The organism is Streptomyces capparidis, from assembly GCF_054782095.1.
The window spans coordinates 1-15,028 of sequence record NZ_BAAGTD010000002.1; the positions used below are offsets into that span (position 1 = coordinate 1).

At 75.5% G+C, this 15,028-nt stretch carries 15 protein-coding genes; 4 read left to right on the forward strand and 11 right to left on the reverse strand.

The genetic code is table 11. The annotated features are described in order from the left end of the window. From ACYVO2_RS02050 to pdhA, 3 genes are all read right to left on the reverse strand, one after another. Positions 1-458 (reverse strand): biotin/lipoyl-containing protein (locus tag ACYVO2_RS02050; RefSeq protein ID WP_461005779.1); only part of this gene is annotated, 458 nt, incomplete at its 3' end. A 1-nt stretch (position 459) separates the two neighbouring features. Then, entirely contained in the window at positions 460-1,524 is a 1,065-nt protein-coding gene (locus ACYVO2_RS02055; RefSeq protein WP_461005780.1) for an alpha-ketoacid dehydrogenase subunit beta, read from the reverse strand. Further along, the gene (gene pdhA, locus ACYVO2_RS02060) at positions 1,521-2,702 is read right to left on the reverse strand and encodes a pyruvate dehydrogenase (acetyl-transferring) E1 component subunit alpha (protein ID WP_461005781.1); all 1,182 of its coding nucleotides are present in this window, start codon (positions 2,700-2,702) and stop codon (positions 1,521-1,523) included. The genes ACYVO2_RS02055 and pdhA overlap by 4 nt, the downstream gene beginning before the upstream one ends. A gap of 335 nt (positions 2,703-3,037) precedes the next feature. Between pdhA and ACYVO2_RS02065 the strand changes: the two genes are divergently transcribed. Then, a complete protein-coding gene (locus ACYVO2_RS02065) occupies positions 3,038-3,574 on the forward strand; it encodes an Lrp/AsnC family transcriptional regulator (protein WP_461005782.1) in 537 nt (178 codons plus the stop codon). A gap of 93 nt (positions 3,575-3,667) precedes the next feature. Here ACYVO2_RS02065 and ACYVO2_RS02070 read toward each other — a convergent pair whose 3' ends face one another. After that, a complete protein-coding gene (locus tag ACYVO2_RS02070) occupies positions 3,668-4,327 on the reverse strand; it encodes a TetR/AcrR family transcriptional regulator (protein WP_461005783.1) in 660 nt (219 codons plus the stop codon). A 157-nt stretch (positions 4,328-4,484) separates the two neighbouring features. Continuing rightward, positions 4,485-6,002 (reverse strand): 3-hydroxyacyl-CoA dehydrogenase, encoded by a 1,518-nt coding sequence (locus ACYVO2_RS02075; RefSeq protein ID WP_461005784.1) that lies wholly within the window; start codon positions 6,000-6,002, stop codon positions 4,485-4,487. A gap of 377 nt (positions 6,003-6,379) precedes the next feature. Here ACYVO2_RS02075 and paaN point away from each other — a divergent pair, with 377 nt between their 5' ends. After that, on the forward strand, positions 6,380-8,068 hold the full coding sequence (gene paaN / locus ACYVO2_RS02080; RefSeq protein ID WP_461005785.1) for a phenylacetic acid degradation protein PaaN: 1,689 nt from the start codon (positions 6,380-6,382) through the stop codon (positions 8,066-8,068). Positions 8,069-8,108: 40 nt separating this feature from the next. On the opposite strand, the gene ACYVO2_RS02085 is transcribed toward paaN, so the two are convergent. From ACYVO2_RS02085 to ACYVO2_RS02095, 3 genes are all read right to left on the reverse strand, one after another. Then, positions 8,109-9,194 carry a CU044_5270 family protein gene (locus ACYVO2_RS02085; protein ID WP_461005786.1) on the reverse strand — a complete coding sequence of 362 codons (1,086 nt, stop codon included), beginning with the start codon at positions 9,192-9,194 and terminating at the stop codon, positions 8,109-8,111. Beyond that, positions 9,191-9,832, reverse strand: coding sequence for an RNA polymerase sigma factor (locus tag ACYVO2_RS02090; protein WP_461005787.1), 642 nt, complete (start codon positions 9,830-9,832; stop codon positions 9,191-9,193). The genes ACYVO2_RS02085 and ACYVO2_RS02090 overlap by 4 nt, the downstream gene beginning before the upstream one ends. Positions 9,833-9,954: 122 nt before the next feature. Next, positions 9,955-10,491 carry a CGNR zinc finger domain-containing protein gene (locus ACYVO2_RS02095; protein ID WP_461005788.1) on the reverse strand — a complete coding sequence of 179 codons (537 nt, stop codon included), beginning with the start codon at positions 10,489-10,491 and terminating at the stop codon, positions 9,955-9,957. Between the two features lie 114 nt (positions 10,492-10,605). On the opposite strand from ACYVO2_RS02095, the gene ACYVO2_RS02100 reads away from it, so the two are divergent. Together ACYVO2_RS02100 and ACYVO2_RS02105 are read left to right on the forward strand one after the other, a co-directional pair. Further along, a complete protein-coding gene (locus ACYVO2_RS02100; RefSeq protein ID WP_461005789.1) occupies positions 10,606-11,043 on the forward strand; it encodes a VOC family protein in 438 nt (145 codons plus the stop codon). 47 nt (positions 11,044-11,090) lie between these two features. Next, positions 11,091-11,948 (forward strand): pyridoxamine 5'-phosphate oxidase family protein, encoded by an 858-nt coding sequence (locus tag ACYVO2_RS02105; RefSeq protein WP_461005790.1) that lies wholly within the window; start codon positions 11,091-11,093, stop codon positions 11,946-11,948. On the opposite strand, the gene ACYVO2_RS02110 is transcribed toward ACYVO2_RS02105, so the two are convergent. From ACYVO2_RS02110 to ACYVO2_RS02120, 3 genes are read right to left on the reverse strand one after another with little or no spacing between them, the layout of a single operon-like run. After that, positions 11,942-12,688, reverse strand: coding sequence for a TrmH family RNA methyltransferase (locus ACYVO2_RS02110; RefSeq protein WP_461005791.1), 747 nt, complete (start codon positions 12,686-12,688; stop codon positions 11,942-11,944). The two genes, ACYVO2_RS02105 and ACYVO2_RS02110, sit on opposite strands and share 7 nt — an antisense overlap. A 29-nt stretch (positions 12,689-12,717) precedes the next feature. Continuing rightward, positions 12,718-14,085, reverse strand: coding sequence for an HTTM domain-containing protein (locus tag ACYVO2_RS02115; protein WP_461005792.1), 1,368 nt, complete (start codon positions 14,083-14,085; stop codon positions 12,718-12,720). Further along, positions 14,082-14,762, reverse strand: coding sequence for a DUF5819 family protein (locus ACYVO2_RS02120; RefSeq protein WP_461005793.1), 681 nt, complete (start codon positions 14,760-14,762; stop codon positions 14,082-14,084). Before ACYVO2_RS02120 ends, ACYVO2_RS02115 begins: the two co-directional genes overlap by 4 nt. Between the last annotated feature and the right edge of the window lie 266 nt (positions 14,763-15,028).

The following is a 15,028-nucleotide window of genomic DNA, read 5'->3' on the forward strand; positions in this document are numbered from 1 at the left end:
GGTGCTGCGGCGCGGGCCGGGGCGGGTGACGCGGGGCGGACCCGGCGGCGGCGGGCGGCAGCCGCGGCGGTGCCGTAGCCGACGAGGACGTTGCCCGAGCCGCCCTCGTCCCGGGCGGGCGCCTGCGAGGCCGCGGCCCGCGGGGCGGCCGTGTCCCCGGAGGCGGCCTGCCCGGAGGGGCCGGGGTCGCCGGGGTCCTGCGGCGGTTCGCTGGTCCCGACGGCGACGGTCACCAGCGGGCTGCCGACGGGGACCTCGTCGCCCTCCTCGCCGAAGCGGGCGGTGACCACGCCGCCGTACGGGCAGGGCACCTCCACCACGGCCTTGGCGGTCTCCACCTCCGCCACGGGCTGGTCCACCGCCACGACCTCGCCGACCTCGACCAGCCAGCGGACGATCTGCGCCTCGGTGAGCCCTTCACCGAGGTCGGGAAGGAGGAACTCGCGCACCACGGCCATCTCAGCGCCCCCCGTCCCGCACGGGCTCCCCGGCGGAGGTGTACTGCGCCTCCCACTGGAGGCGGGCGACGGTGTCCAGGATCCGGTCCACGGAGGGGAGGTGGTGCCGCTCCAGCATCGGCGGCGGATAGGGGATGTCGAACCCGGCCACCCGCAGCACGGGGGCCTCCAGGTGGTGGAAGCAGCGCTCGGTGACCCGCGCGGCGATCTCGGCGCCCGCGCCGCCGAAGCCGGAGGACTCGTGGACGACCACCGCGCGCCCGGTGCGGCGCACGGACGCGGCCACGGTCTCGTCGTCGAACGGGACCAGGCTGCGCAGGTCCACCACCTCCAGGTCCCAGCCCTCCGCCCGCGCGGCCTCGGCGGCCTCCAGGCACACCGGCACCGAGGGGCCGTAGGTGATCAGCGTGGCCGAGGTGCCGCGGCGGCGTACCTCGGCGCGGCCGATCGGGGCCACCGGCGCGGGGTCCTCGGCCGACCAGTCGGCCTTGGACCAGTACAGGCGCTTGGGTTCGAGGAAGATCACCGGGTCGTCGGAGGCGATGGCGGCGCGCAGCAGCCCGTAGGCGTCGGCGACGGTCGCCGGGGTGACGACGTGCAGTCCGGGGGTGTGCAGGTAGTACGCCTCGGAGGAGTCGCTGTGGTGCTCGACCCCGCCGATGCCGCCGCCGTAGGGGACGCGGACGGTCAGCGGCATCGGCAGCGCGCCCCTGGTGCGGTTGCGCATGCGTGCGACGTGGCTGACCAGTTGCTCGAACGCCGGATAGGCGAAGGCGTCGAACTGCATCTCCACCACGGGCCGCAGCCCGTACATGGCCATGCCGACGGCGGTGCCGAGGATGCCCGCCTCGGCGAGCGGGGTGTCGGTGCAGCGGTCGTCGCCGAACTCGGCGGCCAGGCCGTCGGTGATGCGGAAGACGCCGCCGAGGGTGCCGACGTCCTCGCCGAGCACGTGGACGGCGGGGTCGTCGCGCAGGGCGTGGCGCAGCGCGGTGTTGAGGGCCTGGGCCATGCTGGCGGGCCTGGCCGCGGCCCGCTCGGTCTGCGCGCGGGTGGCGGTGGTCATCGCGCGGCCCCCTCGCCGCCGCGCCCGGCCGCCGGGGCGCCCGCGTCCGCCGTCTCGGCCTCGGCGGCGAGCTCGGCGCGCAGCAGCTCCGCCTGCTCGCGCAGTTGCGGGGTGGGTTCGGCGTAGACGTGGGCGAACAGCTCCATGGGGTCGAGCACCGGGTCCTCGTTCATCCGCTCCCGCAGCCGGGCGGCCAGGGCCTCGGCGGCGGCCGCGGCCTGGCGCACGCCCTCGTCGTCGAGCAGGCCGAGGGAGCGCAGGCCGCGCTCCAGCAGGTCCACCGGGTCGTGGCGGCGCCACGCCTCGACCTCGTCGGCCTGCCGGTAGCGGGTGGCGTCGTCGGCGTTGGTGTGCGCGTCCAGGCGGTAGGTGACGGCCTCCACCAGGGTGGGGCCGCCGCCCTCGCGGGCCCGGCGCACGGCGTCGGCGAGCACGGTGTGCACGGCGGCGGCGTCGTTGCCGTCCACCAGGCGACCGGGCACGCCGTAGCCGACGGCCTTGTGGGCGAGCGAGGGGGCGGCGGTCTGCTTGGCCAGGGGCACCGAGATGGCGAAGCCGTTGTTCTGCACCAGGAACACCACCGGCGCCCGCCACACGGCGGCGAAGTTCAGCGCCTCGTGGAAGTCGCCCTCGCTGGTGCCGCCGTCGCCGACCATGGCCAGCGCCACCACGTCGTCGCCGCGCAGCCGCGCCGCGTGGGCCAGGCCCACCGCGTGCGGCAGTTGGGTGGCGAGCGGGGTGCTCAGCGGGGCCACCCGGTGGCGGAGCGGGTCGTAGCCGCTGTGCCAGTCGCCGCGCAGCAGGGTGAGCGCCTCGACCGGGTCCACGCCGCGCGCCACGACGGCGAGGGTGTCCCGGTAGCTGGGGAAGAGCCAGTCCTGCGGGCGCAGCGCGAGCGCCGCGGCGACCTCGCACGCCTCCTGGCCGGTGCTGGAGGGGTACACGGCGAGCCGTCCCTGCCGGGTCAGCGCGGTGGCCTGCTGGTTGTAGCGGCGGCCGGTCACCACCTGCCGGTACAGCTCGCGCAGCAGGCCGGGGTCGAGCTCGCGCGCGGCCGGGGTGCCCAGGATCCGCAGCGGCTCGGCGTCCGGCAGCAGCGGCCCGGGCTCGACCCGGGGCCGCCAGGCGGGGGCCCCGCCCGTGCCCGGTCCGGTGCCGGGCTGCTCGAGGACGGTCATGGTGCACCTCCTGGTCGAGGGATCCGAGGGGGACGACGAGAGGCGGGGGGTTGGCGTGGGGCGGCACGGCGGGCGTGCCGCCGGACGGTGGGGGCCTGATGCGGTTGTCCGGGCCTGCCGGTCCGGGCGGGTGGTCCGTCCGGGCCCGGGGTGGTCCGGCTGGGGGGCGGGCGGGGGTGCGGGACTGCGCCACCGCGCTCCCGCCCGCCGCCTCTACCTACCGATTGTTCGGTTGTCCGGGTCACTTTGGCCACACCTGACGGCGGGCGGTGGACAAACGGATCCGAGCGGCGTCTCCTTGACTCCGGACGTCCACACAGGGGAGGCAGGCGGGCATGTCATCTGAACAGATGGCCGCGAACGGCAGACCGTCACCGGCGGCGGCCGCGGCGCCACCGCCCGCGCCGCGCCCGCTGGACGCCATCGACCGGTCGATCCTGCGGCTGCTCCAGGCGGACGGCCGGGCGTCGATACGGTCGGTCGCCGAGCGGGTGCACGTCTCCCGGGCCAACGCCTACGCGCGCATCAACCGGCTGATCGAGGACGGCGTGATCCGCGGTTTCACCGCCCGCGTGGACCACGAGCGCGCCGGGCAGGGTGCGTCCGCCTACATCACCCTCAAGATCGTCCAGAACTCCTGGCGCACCGTGCGCGACCAACTGCTCGCGCTGCCGGGCGCCGCGCACATCGCGCTGGTCAGCGGCGACTTCGACGTGCTGCTGCTGGTGCACACCGCCGACAACCGGGCGCTGCGGGAGCTGGTCCTCACCCGCATCCACTCCATGCCCGAGGTGCTCAGCAGCCGCACCCTGCTGGTGTTCGAGGAGACCGACCTGTCGGCGAGCGACCGGCCCCCGGCCGTCTCCCCGTGACAGCCCCCTCCTGAGAAGCCGCCTCCCGACAGCCGCCTCCCGACAGCCGCCTCCGCGTGACGGCGCCTCCCCGTCACGGCCGTCCGCGCCTGGTTACCGGCGCAGCAGCCCCTCGAAGGCCAGCCGCGTCACCACGTCCACGACCTGCTCCCCGCTGGCCGCGCCCCCGGCCGCGGGCCGGTACCACTCCACTATGGAGTTGATCATCCCGAACAGCAGCCGGGTGGCGAGCCGCGCGTCCACGTCGGCCCGCAGGTCGCCCTCGGCCACCGCCGCCCGCAGCAGCCCGGCCACCCGGTGGTCGAACTCGCGGCGCCGCTCCAGCGCCCACCGCTCGGTGCGGGTGTTGCCGCGCACCCGCAGCAGCAGCGTCACATAGGGCAGTTCCTCCAGCAGCACCTCCGCGGTGCGGTGCACCACGTGCCGCAGTCGCTCCACGGCCGGGCCCGCGGTGGCGCCCGGCTCGTCCAGGATGCCGAACAGGCCGTCGAGCGCCCGCCCGACGGCCCGTTCGAGCAGCTCCTCCTTGCCGCGCACATGGTGGTAGATGGAGGACTTGGAGATCCCGGCCGCCTTCGAAAGGTGCTCCATGGACGTGCCGTCGTAGCCGCGCTCGATGAACACCCCGACCGCCACGGCGAGCAGCGACTCGGTGGTGTACGCCTCGCGCCGCCCCGCCGGGACGGAGGAGGCGGGCGCGCCGGGGGAGTCGCCTGCGCCGTGCGGCTGCTGGAGGGGAGCGCGTTGTGCCATGCCGCGATTATCTCCCGCCCGTACGTTCGGTAGACGGCTCGTCCATCTGGCGGACATCCGGCGCACCGGCGGACTCCGGCGGACTCCGGCGGATGCGCGGCCGGGTAGGCCACGAGCGGGCCGCCGTGAACGGCCCGCCGCGCCCCCGCCCGGCGGCTCAGTCCAGCAGCTCCCGGCCCCCCGCCCACCGGCGGCGCAGCGCCAGGGAGGGGGCGTAGCGGCCCCCGGGGTGGTGGTCGTGCAACCGCTCCAGCGTCTCGGCCACCCACTCCACGCCGAGCCGCTGCCCCCACTCCAGCGGCCCGAGCGGGTAGTTCACCCCGAGCCGCATCGCGGTGTCCACGTCCTCGGCCGAGGCCACCCCCCGGTCCACCGCGTCCACCGCGAGGTCCACCAGCATCACGACGGTACGGGCGACGATCATGCCGGGCACGTCCCGGATCACGCTCACCCGCTTGCCGAGCGCCTGGAAGAGCCCGGCCGCCGCGGCCACGGACCGCGGCGGCGCCTCGTCGGCGGGGGCGAGGGCGACGCGGGTGGCGGCGCGGTAGTCGAGGGCGAGGTCGAAGTGGACGAGCCGTTCGCCGGGGAAGCGCTCGCCGGTCGCCAGCCCGCCGTCGGCCAGGGCGAGCGCGGTCCCGTCGGGCAGCAGGAGGCGGCCCGCCGCGGCCTCCCCGCGCCCGACCTCGATGCCCGCCTCCTCGATCAGGGCGACGAGCTCCCGCGCGGGCCCCAGGTCCCCGAGCACCTCCACCCGCCGCGGCGGGTCCGCCGCGGGGGCGGTGTGCGGCTCGGGCCGCGCCTCGCCGTCCCCGTACGGGTACCAGCCCCGCCCGCTCTTGCGCCCGAGCAGCCCCGCCTCGACCAGGCGCCGCTGCGCCAGGGACGGGGTGAACTTCGGGTCGTGGTGGAACGCCGCCCACACCGAGCGGGTCACGGCCTCGTTGACGTCCTGCCCGATCAGGTCGGTCAGCTCGAACGGGCCCATCCGGAAGCCGCCGCACTCGCGCAGCACCGCGTCGACGGTCGCCGGGTCGGCCGCCCGCTGCTCCAGCACGGCGAACGCCTCGGCGTAGAACGGCCTGGCGAGGCGGTTGACGAGGAAGCCCGGGGTGTCCGCGCAGCGCACCGGCGCCTTGCCCCAGGCCGCGACGGTGCCCCGGGCCAGCTCGGCGGCCCGCTCGTCGGTGGCCGCGCCAATGACCACCTCCACCAGCGGCAGCACCGGCGCGGGGTTGAAGAAGTGCAGGCCGACCAGGCGCCCGGGGCGGCGCAGCGCGGCTCCGACGGCGGTGACGGGCAGCGAGGAGGTGTTCGTCGCCAGCAGGCAGTCCTCCGCGACGACGTCCTCCAGCTCGGCGAACAGCCGCCGCTTGACGGCCAGGTCCTCCACCACCGCCTCGATGACCAGGCCCGCCCCGGCCAGGGCGCCCAGATCCTTCGCCGGGGTCAGCCCGGCCAGGGCGGCGGCGTGGTCCCGCGGCGCGAGGGTGCCCTTGGCGACCTGCCTGGCGAGCCGCTCGCCGATGAGCCCGGCGGCCTCCTCGGCCCGTCCCGGCTCGGCGTCGTGCAGTGTGACGGGGTGGCCCGCGGCCAGCGCGACCTGGGCGATGCCGCGCCCCATCGTCCCGGCGCCGACGACGGCCACCGGCGTGCTGGTGGAAAGCTCGTCCATCCGTGTGGGGTCCGATCCGTGTTGGTCCGCTTCGCGGAGAGCTGCGGTGTTCCGGTGAGGGATTCCGGTCCGGGAAAATCCGGTCCGGGAATTCCCGGTGCGGCGGTTCCGGTGCGGGGTTCGGTCCGGGGCCCTGATGAGGGGTCCCGGTGGGGGGTGGCGTGACGGCGGGGCCGCCGGAGGTCCGCGGCGGTCCGGCGCCGAATGGCCCCGTCCCCCCTTGAACCGACCGACCATTCGGTTAATCTAGCCCCACCGGCCCTCCCACTCCGAACGACTCGGGAAACCCGGATTCGCCTTCGAAGCGGCGGCCCGACCGCAGCACCAGCACCACGCACCCCACGTAACGACACCCCGACGGCGAGGAGTCGATCCGCATGGCCACCGGCAACGTCACCACGGAGCTGATCGAACGCCACCGCGCGACGCTCGACAAGGCCCTGGAGGCGATCCGCACCCGCGAGTACTGGTCCCCGTACCCCGAGCACCCCAAGGCGTACGGCGAGACCGGGCCCGCCGACGGCAAGGCCGCCTTCGAGGCCCTGCTGCGCCGCCCGTTCCCGCTGGAGCAGCCGGGCGGCGACGGCGGGCGGGTCGGCGCTGAGGTCTCCCCGTACGGCATCGAGCTCGGCGTCACCTACCCGCGCATCGACCCCGACACCCTGATCCCCGCCATGCGCGCGGCCCTGCCCGCCTGGCGGGACGCGGGCCCGGGGGCGCGCGCCGCGGTGTGCCTGGAGATCCTGGCCCGGATCAACGCCCGGTCGCACGAGTTCGCGCACGCGGTCATGCACACCACCGGCCAGGCGTTCACCATGGCCTTCCAGGCGGGCGGCCCGCACGCGCAGGACCGGGGCCTGGAGGCGGTGGCCTACGCCTACGCGGAGCAGACCCGCGTCCCCACCGAGGCGGAGTGGACCAAGCCGCAGGGCAAGCGGGACCCGCTGCGGATGCGCAAGGCGTTCACGCCGGTGCCGCGCGGCCTGGCCCTGGTCATCGGCTGCAACACCTTCCCCACCTGGAACGGCTACCCCGGCTTTTTCGCCTCCCTGGCCACCGGCAACCCCGTCCTGGTCAAGCCGCACCCCCGCGCCGTCCTCCCGCTCGCCCTCACCGTGGCGCAGGCCCGCGAGGTGCTGGCGGAGGCGGGCTTCGACCCGAACCTGGTGTGCCTGGCCGCCGAGGACGCCGGGGACGGCCTCGCCAAGACCCTGGCCACCCGGTCCGAGGTGCGGATCATCGACTACACCGGCTCCACCTCCTTCGGCGACTGGCTGGAGGCCAACGCCCGCCAGGCGCAGGTGTACGCGGAGAAGTCCGGCGTGAACACGGTCGTGATCGACTCCACGGACGACTACCGGGGCATGCTGGGCAACCTGGCGTTCTCCCTGTCCCTGTACAGCGGCCAGATGTGCACCACCCCGCAGAACCTGCTGATCCCGCGGGACGGCATCGACACCGACGCCGGGCGCAAGTCCCACGACGAGGTGGTCGACGACCTGGTCGCCGCGGTGGAGAAGCTGCTCGGCGACGACGCCCGCGCCCACGCCCTGCTCGGCGCGATCGTCAACCCCGACGTGCTGGAGCGGGTCAAGCACGTGGGCACCCTGGGCGGCGAGGTGGCGCTGGCCTCCCGGGCGATCCCGCACCCGGAGTTCCCCGAGGCCACCGTACGCACCCCCGCCGTGGTGAAGCTGGACGCGGGCAAGGCGGAGCACGACGGGGTGCTGCTGTCGGAGTGCTTCGGGCCCGTCGCCTTCGCCGTGGCCGTGGACTCCACCGCGGACGCGCTCACCCTGCTGCGCCGCACCGTGCGGGAGAAGGGCGCCATGACCGTCGGCGCGTACACCACCTCCGACGAGGTGGCGGCCGCCGTGGAGGAGGTCTGCCTGGACACCGCGGCCGCGCTGTCGCTGAACCTCACCGGCGGCGTGTACGTCAACCAGACGGCCGCGTTCTCCGACTTCCACGGCACGGGCGGCAACCCGGCGGCGAACGTGGCTCTGTGCGACGGCGCGTTCGTGGCCAACCGCTTCCGCGTGGTCGAGGTGCGGCGGCACGTGTGAGGCGCGGCGCCCCCGGGACGACCGGGGGCGCCCGTCCCGGCTACGGCACCTGGCCCGCCCGGTCCACCACGGCGCGCTCCAGCACGGCGCTGGTGCCGAGCACCTGCCCCGCCCTGCCGCTCTGCCCGTCCTTGATCGCGACGGACCGCGACCCGAGGAGCTCCAGCGTCTCCTTGTCGAAGATCAGCTCATCCCGCACCCCGGGGTTGTACGCGTCCACCCGGGCCACCGCGATCCCGTGCCGCCCCGCGGCGTCCACGGCGTCCGGCACCACGACCACACCGGGGATCTCCGCCAGCGCCCGGTACAGGGCGGCGCTGACGTCCGGCGGCATCAGCGACTCGTGGACGAGCTCGCCGCCCAGGACCCAGGCGTCCTGGTCCGCGTCCCGGTCGTGGCCGTCCTCGTGGCCGCGGTTGTCGCGCAGCCAGGCGAGCATCGCGCCGGGGTCGGTGGGCAGGGTGGACAGGTGGCGGTAGCTGGTGGACCCCGCGTGGCCGGGGGTACCGGGAGCCGGGGGGGCGTCGAGGGAGACGTCCCCCTCCCCCACGGCCCCGCCCGGCTCGCGCAGCAGGCCCTCACGGGAGCCGTCGACGGACAGCCACACCTCCCGCTGGTGCAGCGGGTGGAGCTCCGGCTCGCTCGTCCGGCCGTCCGCACGGACGCTCACGTTCGACCACGCCACCTTGCTCCTGATGTAGACGAACTGGTCGTCCCGGACGGCGCTGTCCGCGGTCCTCGCCTCCGCGACCGCCGCGATCCGGCCGAGCAGCTCCGGGGCGCCGCCCCTGGTGTCCTCGCCGGCGTTGGGGGCGAAGGCATATGTCGCCTCGGCGTGCCCGCCGGACTGCCGCGGCTGCTGCGTCTGCCGCTTCTGCTGCGTCTGCTGCGCCGCGGGCCGGTCACCGGAGCCGTCCGCCCCCGCCACCGCCACCCCGCCGACCACGGCCAGCGTGAGCACGCCCGCGAGGGCCGGTCCCGCGACGGCGGGCCGCAGCCGGCGCCTGCGCGGCGGTGCCGCCGGTGCGGGCGTGTGCTCCCTGATCTCGTCCATCAGATGCTCCCTGAGCAGTCGGTGGCGGCCCGGGGGAAGGTCCCTGCTGGGCAGAGGCGGGATGTCGTTCATCGCTGTCCCTCCTGAATGGGCCTGACCGCGGAAGTGCGGCCGTAACTCACCTGTCCTGGGCGCGAGGAGGGTTCCCGGTCTCTTCGCCGCCCCCGGCGCTCCTCGCGCTCCGCCGCCTCCGCGAGCCGCCGGCGAGCCCGGGACAGCCGGGACCGCACCGTCCCGATCCGCACCCCGAGTGCCTCGGCGGCGGACGCGTAGTCGAGCCCCTCCCACACGCACAGCGCCAGCACCTCCCGCTCGGGGCGGCGCAGGCCGTCCAGGGCGCGCCGCACCGCGTCCAGGGTCTGCGCGTCGTCGATGCGGCCGGCGACCTCGTCGGCGAAGTCGCGCACGGCCTCGGGCGGGGGCAGCCGCGACATGGCGGCGCCGTGGCGGCGGGCGGCGCGCCGGGTGTTGCGCACGACGTTGGTGGCGATGCCGAGCAGCCAGGGGCGGGCGGAGCCCCCCTCGGGGTCGAGCCGCTCCCGCAGCCGCCAGGCCTCGAGGAACGTCAGCGAGACGACCTCCTCGGCGGCCGCCCAGTCCCCCGTCAGCCGGTACGCGTGGTTGTACACCGAGCGCGCGCAGGCGTCGAAGAGCTCGCCGAACGCGTCGGGGTCGCCGGACCGTACCCGTGCTCGCCAGTTGGTCTCCACACCCGCTGCCCTGTCCGCGCGGCGCCCCGCGTTCCCGTGACCCTCGTCACAGCCCGGTGGCGCGGCGGCCGTCCGCCCGGCCGCCCCGTCCCCGCCGTGTCCGGCGGGCCCGCGGCGCGGGGTCAGCCGCGGTCGGGCCGCCGGACGCGGTCGTAGTGCCGCGCCGCCTTGGCCCGGTTGCCGCACGCGGCCATGGAGCACCAGCGGCGCCGCCCGTTCTGCGAGGTGTCGTGGAAGTACAGCACGCAGGGGGGCCCCGCGCAGTTGCGGACCCGGTGCGGGCCCTGGGCGAACAGCCGCAGCAGGTCGTCGGCGGCCAGCCAGCCGGCGAGCCGGGCGGGGTCGTCCACCTCCACCTCGTCCGCGGGCCCGTGCGGCGTGGCGGCTCGGCGGATCCTGCCGTACGCCAGCACCTCGTCCAGGGCGCGCAGGTCCCGCGGCTCCCGGACCGCGGCCAGCACCGCCTCCCGGGCCGCCCGCACCTCGCGCAGCGTCGCGCCGTCGGCCCGGCACCGGCCCGTGAGCCCCGCCGACTCCAGCCACACGGCGAGGCCGGGCACGCCGTCGAGGAGGTCGCGGGCGGCGGCGCCCTCCACCCAGCGGGTGTTGACCAGGTCGAGGGAGAGCGGCTCACCGAGCAGCGGACGGGGATCGGACATACCCCCACCCTACCGCTCTAACCGCTACGGCCCACTCAACCGGTTGCGCACGCCGATTCTAACCCTTACTGTTCCGAGTACCAGTTAGAGCCACCGTTTTGAGAGGACCCAGGGATGAAAACCGGTCACATCGGGCTCAACGTCACCGACCTCGACCGCTCCGCCGCCTTCTACGAGCGCCTTCTCGGCTTCTCCGTGGCCACGGGCGACGACGGCGACGGCCACCGCTGGGCGTTCCTCGGCCGGGACGGGGAACTGGTGCTCGCCCTGTGGCACCAGAGCACCGGCGACTTCCCCACCGCCAACCCCGGCCTGCACCACCTGTCCTTCCAGGTGGACTCGATGGACGAGGTGCGGGCCGCCGAGCGCGTCCTGCGCGAACTCGGCGCGGACTTCCACCACGACGGCGTCGTCCCGCACGGCGAGGGCGCCTCCTCCGGCGGGGTGTTCTTCACCGACCCCGACGGCATCCGCCTGGAGATCTACGCCACCTCCGGCGCCGAGTCCGTCCCCGCGCCCAGCGCCACCGCCCCCACCTGCGGCTTCTTCTAGGACGACCGCCCCGCCGCCAACCACCCCGACCCCCCAGGAAGGCCACCGTGACCAGCGTCTACCACCCCGGGGAGCGCGCCGTGCAGCACCGCGCGGGCGCCACCGAGGCCGCCGACCACGTCGGGCGCAGCGTGCGGGAGACGATCCCCGCGGTCGCGGCGGCCTTCCTGGCCGAACGCAGAACCCTCGTCGTCGGCGCCGCCGACCCGGCGGGCCGGGTGTGGGCGTCCCTGCTCACCGGCCCGCCCGGGTTCCTGCACGCCGGGGAAGAGCGCACCCTCGACGTGGCCGCCGCCCCGCCGCCCGGCGACCCCTTGGCCGCGGCCCTCGCCGCGGGCCCCCACCCCGTCGGCACCCTCGCCCTCGACCCGGCCAGGCGCCGCCGCATGCGGCTCAACGGCACCGCCCGCCCCCGCGGCGGCGGGCTTCGGATCGAGACCGCGCAGGTCTACGCGAACTGCCCCAAGTACATCCAGCGCCGCGACATCACCGGCGAGGAGGCGCCCGCCGCCGCGCCGCCCCGCACCGGCACCGAGCTGACCCTCGCCCAGCAGTTGCTGGTCTCCACCGCCGACACCTTCTTCATCTCCACCGCGGACGGCGCGACCGGCGCGGCCGACGCCTCCCACCGCGGCGGCGCCCCCGGCTTCGTCGAGGTGCTGGACGGCCGCCGCCTGCGCTGGCCGGAGTACCCCGGCAACAACATGTTCATGACGCTGGGCAACCTGCACACCTCGTCCCGCACGGGGCTGCTGGTGGTGGACTGGGCGACGGGCACCACCCTCCAGCTCACCGGCGAGGCGGCCGTGCGGTGGGAGGGGGAGGGCACCCCGCACGTCCACCTCACCGTCACCGGCGTGGTGGAGCGGCCCGGCGGGAGCCCCCTGCGCTGGACGGACTACTGACCGACCCTGGCCGACCAGTGGTACAGCGCCATCGCCGCGCTGGTGGCCAGGTTGTAGCTGGAGACCCGCTCCCGCATCGGCAGCGCCACCAGGCGCTCCGCCCGCGCCCGCAGCTCGGGCGACACCCCGTGCCGCTCCGACCCGAGCACCAGCAGCGCGCCGTCGGGGATCCGCACCGACCGGCTGTCCTCCCCCTCCGGGTCCAGCACGTACAGCGGCCCCGGCGGCAGCCGCCCCGCGTCCAGCCGCTCCACCGCGGTGGCGAAGTGCAGCCCCGCCCCGCCCCGCACGGCGTTGGGGTGCCACGGGTCCAGGTCCCCGGTGGTGACCACGCCCGTCACCCCGAACCCCGCGGCCAGCCGCACCACGGCGCCCACGTTGCCGAGGTTGCGCGGGTTGTCCAGCACCACCACGGGGGCCCGCCGGGGCAGCGCGCCGAGCACCGCCAGGTTGCCCTCCACCGGGGGCCGCTCCGCCAGCGCCGCCACCCCCGTGGGGTGCACCCGCGGCACCAGCTCCCGCAGCACCTCCCGCGGCACCTGGACGACGCTCTCCCCGACCGCCCCCGCCACGTCCGCGGCCAGCTCCCCGGCCAGCGCCAGCACCGCGTCCAGGTCCACGCACACCGCGACCCGCACCTCGGCCCCGAACCGCAGCGCGTGCTTCAGCGCGTGGAACCCGTCCAGCACCACCGCCCCCGCCTCCGCCTCCCGCCACCGCCGCACCACGTCATCCGTCATGCGGGCAGGGTAGGCAGGCTCCCGCAGCCTCATGGCCGCCCCATCGTGTCGGCCTCCGGCTCCTCGGCGTGATCCCGCGCCACCGGGTCCGGCCCGCCGCCCCGCTCCGGCCCGTCCGCCGGTGCGGCCTGGGGCGGGAGGGCGGGCGGGACCTGCCACGGACCCCGCGCCGCGCCGCCCGCGGGCCCGGCCGCGAGGGCCTCCGCCCGCCCGCCGCCGTCCCCGCCGCGTCCGCGCAGCCACCGGGCCGGGGCGGACGCCTTCCACCCGATCCACCGCAGGAAGTTCGTGGGCAGGAAGACCGCGTCCGCGGCGATCATCGCCAGGGAGAAGAACGGCAGCCCCATCAGCACCGCGATCCCCGCGTGCTCCGCCATCATGATCGCCAGCAGCACGTTCTTGACCCGCCGGCTCAGCAGCGTGAACGGGAACGCCACCTGCACGATCACGGTGCCGTAGGAGAACATCATGATCAGCAGCCCGCTGTCCGACAGCGGCCCGGTCAGCTCCGGCCAGGGCGTGAAGTAGTCCAGGTTGAACGGGTAGTACGACGCCGTGCCGTCCTGCCAGCGCGAGCCCTGGATCTTGTACCAGCCCGCCGTGGCGTAGACGAAGCACACCTCCACCACGATGATCAGCATGGCGCCGTTGTGCACCACGTTCGCCATGATGTCCGCGACCGCCCTGGCCTCGGCGCCCCCGCGGCGGCCCAGCAGCCACCACACGCCGTGCAGCGCCCACAGCACCCACAGCAGCAGCCCCCAGCCCACGCCCGGCAGCAGCCCGTCGGCACGGAACGGCAGCTCGGCGAACCCGCTGACCTGCGCGGTGAGCAGCAGCGCGCCCAGGCCCGCCCACAGCGGCACCCCGGCCCGGTCCGGCCGCCGCCGGGCGGCGCGCCGCGCGTCCAGCGACCACACCTGCCCGCAGCGGGTGAACACCAGGTAGATCGCCATCAGGTGCACGACGTTGTCGCCGCCGTCGCCCATGAAGATGCTGCGGTTCTGCACCGCGAGCACCCCGATCATGAACAGCACGGACGCGGTCCTGGTCCGCCAGCCCAGCAGCAGCATCACCCCGGCCACGATCGCGCCGTGGTAGACGAGCTCGAACCACAGCCTGCTGTCGGACCAGATCAGCACCGTGAACGACTCGTTGAGCGTGATCAGCCGCCGCGCCAGGTCGCCGTTCCACGGGCTCTCGGTGCCGTACAGCGTCAGCCGGTGCGGCCACTCGCGCAGCAGGAACAGGGTGAAGGTGAGCGAGAAGCCGATCCGCACCACCGCGGCCTGGTACGGGGCGAGCGCGCTCCCGGTGATCCGGCGCAGCCCGCCGGACAGGGCGGCGTCCAGCTTGGCGCCGGCGCCCGTGAACGGGGATGGAGGCGGCGCGGTCATGAGAAGTCCTTCGGCGAGACCTTCCACCACGGCAGTTCCCGGGTGGCGGGGGAGGTGTTCACGGCTTCCCCGCTCCACTTCGGCGGCGGGACCGGGGTGGCGACGGAGCGGACCTGGACGCGGACCACCCGGCCGCCGTTGAGGGTGGGGCCGAGGCGGTGGGCGACGACCCGGCGGATGTACTCCTCGGATATCCGGCCGCGTTCGCCGGTGGCCCGGTTCTGCTCGTCGTGCGTGTTGTTGTAGAAGTCGTAGGCCCGCCGCACCAGGTTCTGGTGGACGTGGCTGGGCGCCGGGTTGTGCCGGATCGCCGCGGTGTCCTCGTCGGTGAGGCTGACCCAGCCGGTGGTGAGGCTCTGGCCGCCGGGCAGTTCCACCTGGGCGCGGGCGTGCACCTCGACGTTCTGCTGGAGCGGGTTGGGGGCGAACAGCTTCCAGTTCTGCTCGAACTCCGGGAGCACGTACTCGTCGATCGTCTCCTGGTTGTCCTTGGAGAGCGTGTTCGACGGCGCGACGTGCAGGAACACGAAGACGAGGTGGACCGCGACGGCCACGCACACGGCCGCGACCACCACGGCGATGGCGACCCGCGCCCCGAGCGACCACTGCCCGCCGTGCGGTGGCTCGGGCAGCGGCTCGGAAGGAGCCCGCCCGCCGCCTGCTTCTGGTTCCGTCATGTTCCCCGCCCGAACCGCTGGTCCACCGGCCGGCTGCCCCGGCCGCCTGCTTCCCGGCCGCCGGTCCCTCGGCCGGGCGCTCCCGGCCGGCTGATGCGGCGCCGCCGGACAAGATACGGGGTGCCGGCGGGCGCGTGGGTTCCCCGGGTGCTCCCCGCCCCGGCCGGGCGGCGGGGAACCGCAGGGGAACGGTAGCGGAACCATGGCGGAGCGTGGCCCCTTCCCGGCAGGGACGGCGCGGGGATCGCGCGGGGATCCGGGGCGGA

Excerpts from the sequence above, each read along its gene's own strand:
- ACYVO2_RS02100 (WP_461005789.1), top strand. The coding sequence starts at position 10,606 with ATGAAAACCGGTCACATCGGGCTCAACGTCACCGACCTCGACCGCTCC.
- paaN (WP_461005785.1), top strand. The coding sequence starts at position 6,380 with ATGGCCACCGGCAACGTCACCACGGAGCTGATCGAACGCCACCGCGCG.
- ACYVO2_RS02075 (WP_461005784.1), bottom strand. The coding sequence starts at position 6,002 with ATGGACGAGCTTTCCACCAGCACGCCGGTGGCCGTCGTCGGCGCCGGG.
- ACYVO2_RS02070 (WP_461005783.1), bottom strand. The coding sequence starts at position 4,327 with ATGGCACAACGCGCTCCCCTCCAGCAGCCGCACGGCGCAGGCGACTCC.
- ACYVO2_RS02115 (WP_461005792.1), bottom strand. The coding sequence starts at position 14,085 with ATGACCGCGCCGCCTCCATCCCCGTTCACGGGCGCCGGCGCCAAGCTG.
- ACYVO2_RS02065 (WP_461005782.1), top strand. The coding sequence starts at position 3,038 with ATGTCATCTGAACAGATGGCCGCGAACGGCAGACCGTCACCGGCGGCG.
- ACYVO2_RS02095 (WP_461005788.1), bottom strand. The coding sequence starts at position 10,491 with ATGTCCGATCCCCGTCCGCTGCTCGGTGAGCCGCTCTCCCTCGACCTG.
- pdhA (WP_461005781.1), bottom strand. The coding sequence starts at position 2,702 with ATGACCGTCCTCGAGCAGCCCGGCACCGGACCGGGCACGGGCGGGGCC.
- ACYVO2_RS02055 (WP_461005780.1), bottom strand. The coding sequence starts at position 1,524 with ATGACCACCGCCACCCGCGCGCAGACCGAGCGGGCCGCGGCCAGGCCC.
- ACYVO2_RS02085 (WP_461005786.1), bottom strand. The coding sequence starts at position 9,194 with ATGAACGACATCCCGCCTCTGCCCAGCAGGGACCTTCCCCCGGGCCGC.
- ACYVO2_RS02110 (WP_461005791.1), bottom strand. The coding sequence starts at position 12,688 with ATGACGGATGACGTGGTGCGGCGGTGGCGGGAGGCGGAGGCGGGGGCG.
- ACYVO2_RS02120 (WP_461005793.1), bottom strand. The coding sequence starts at position 14,762 with ATGACGGAACCAGAAGCAGGCGGCGGGCGGGCTCCTTCCGAGCCGCTG.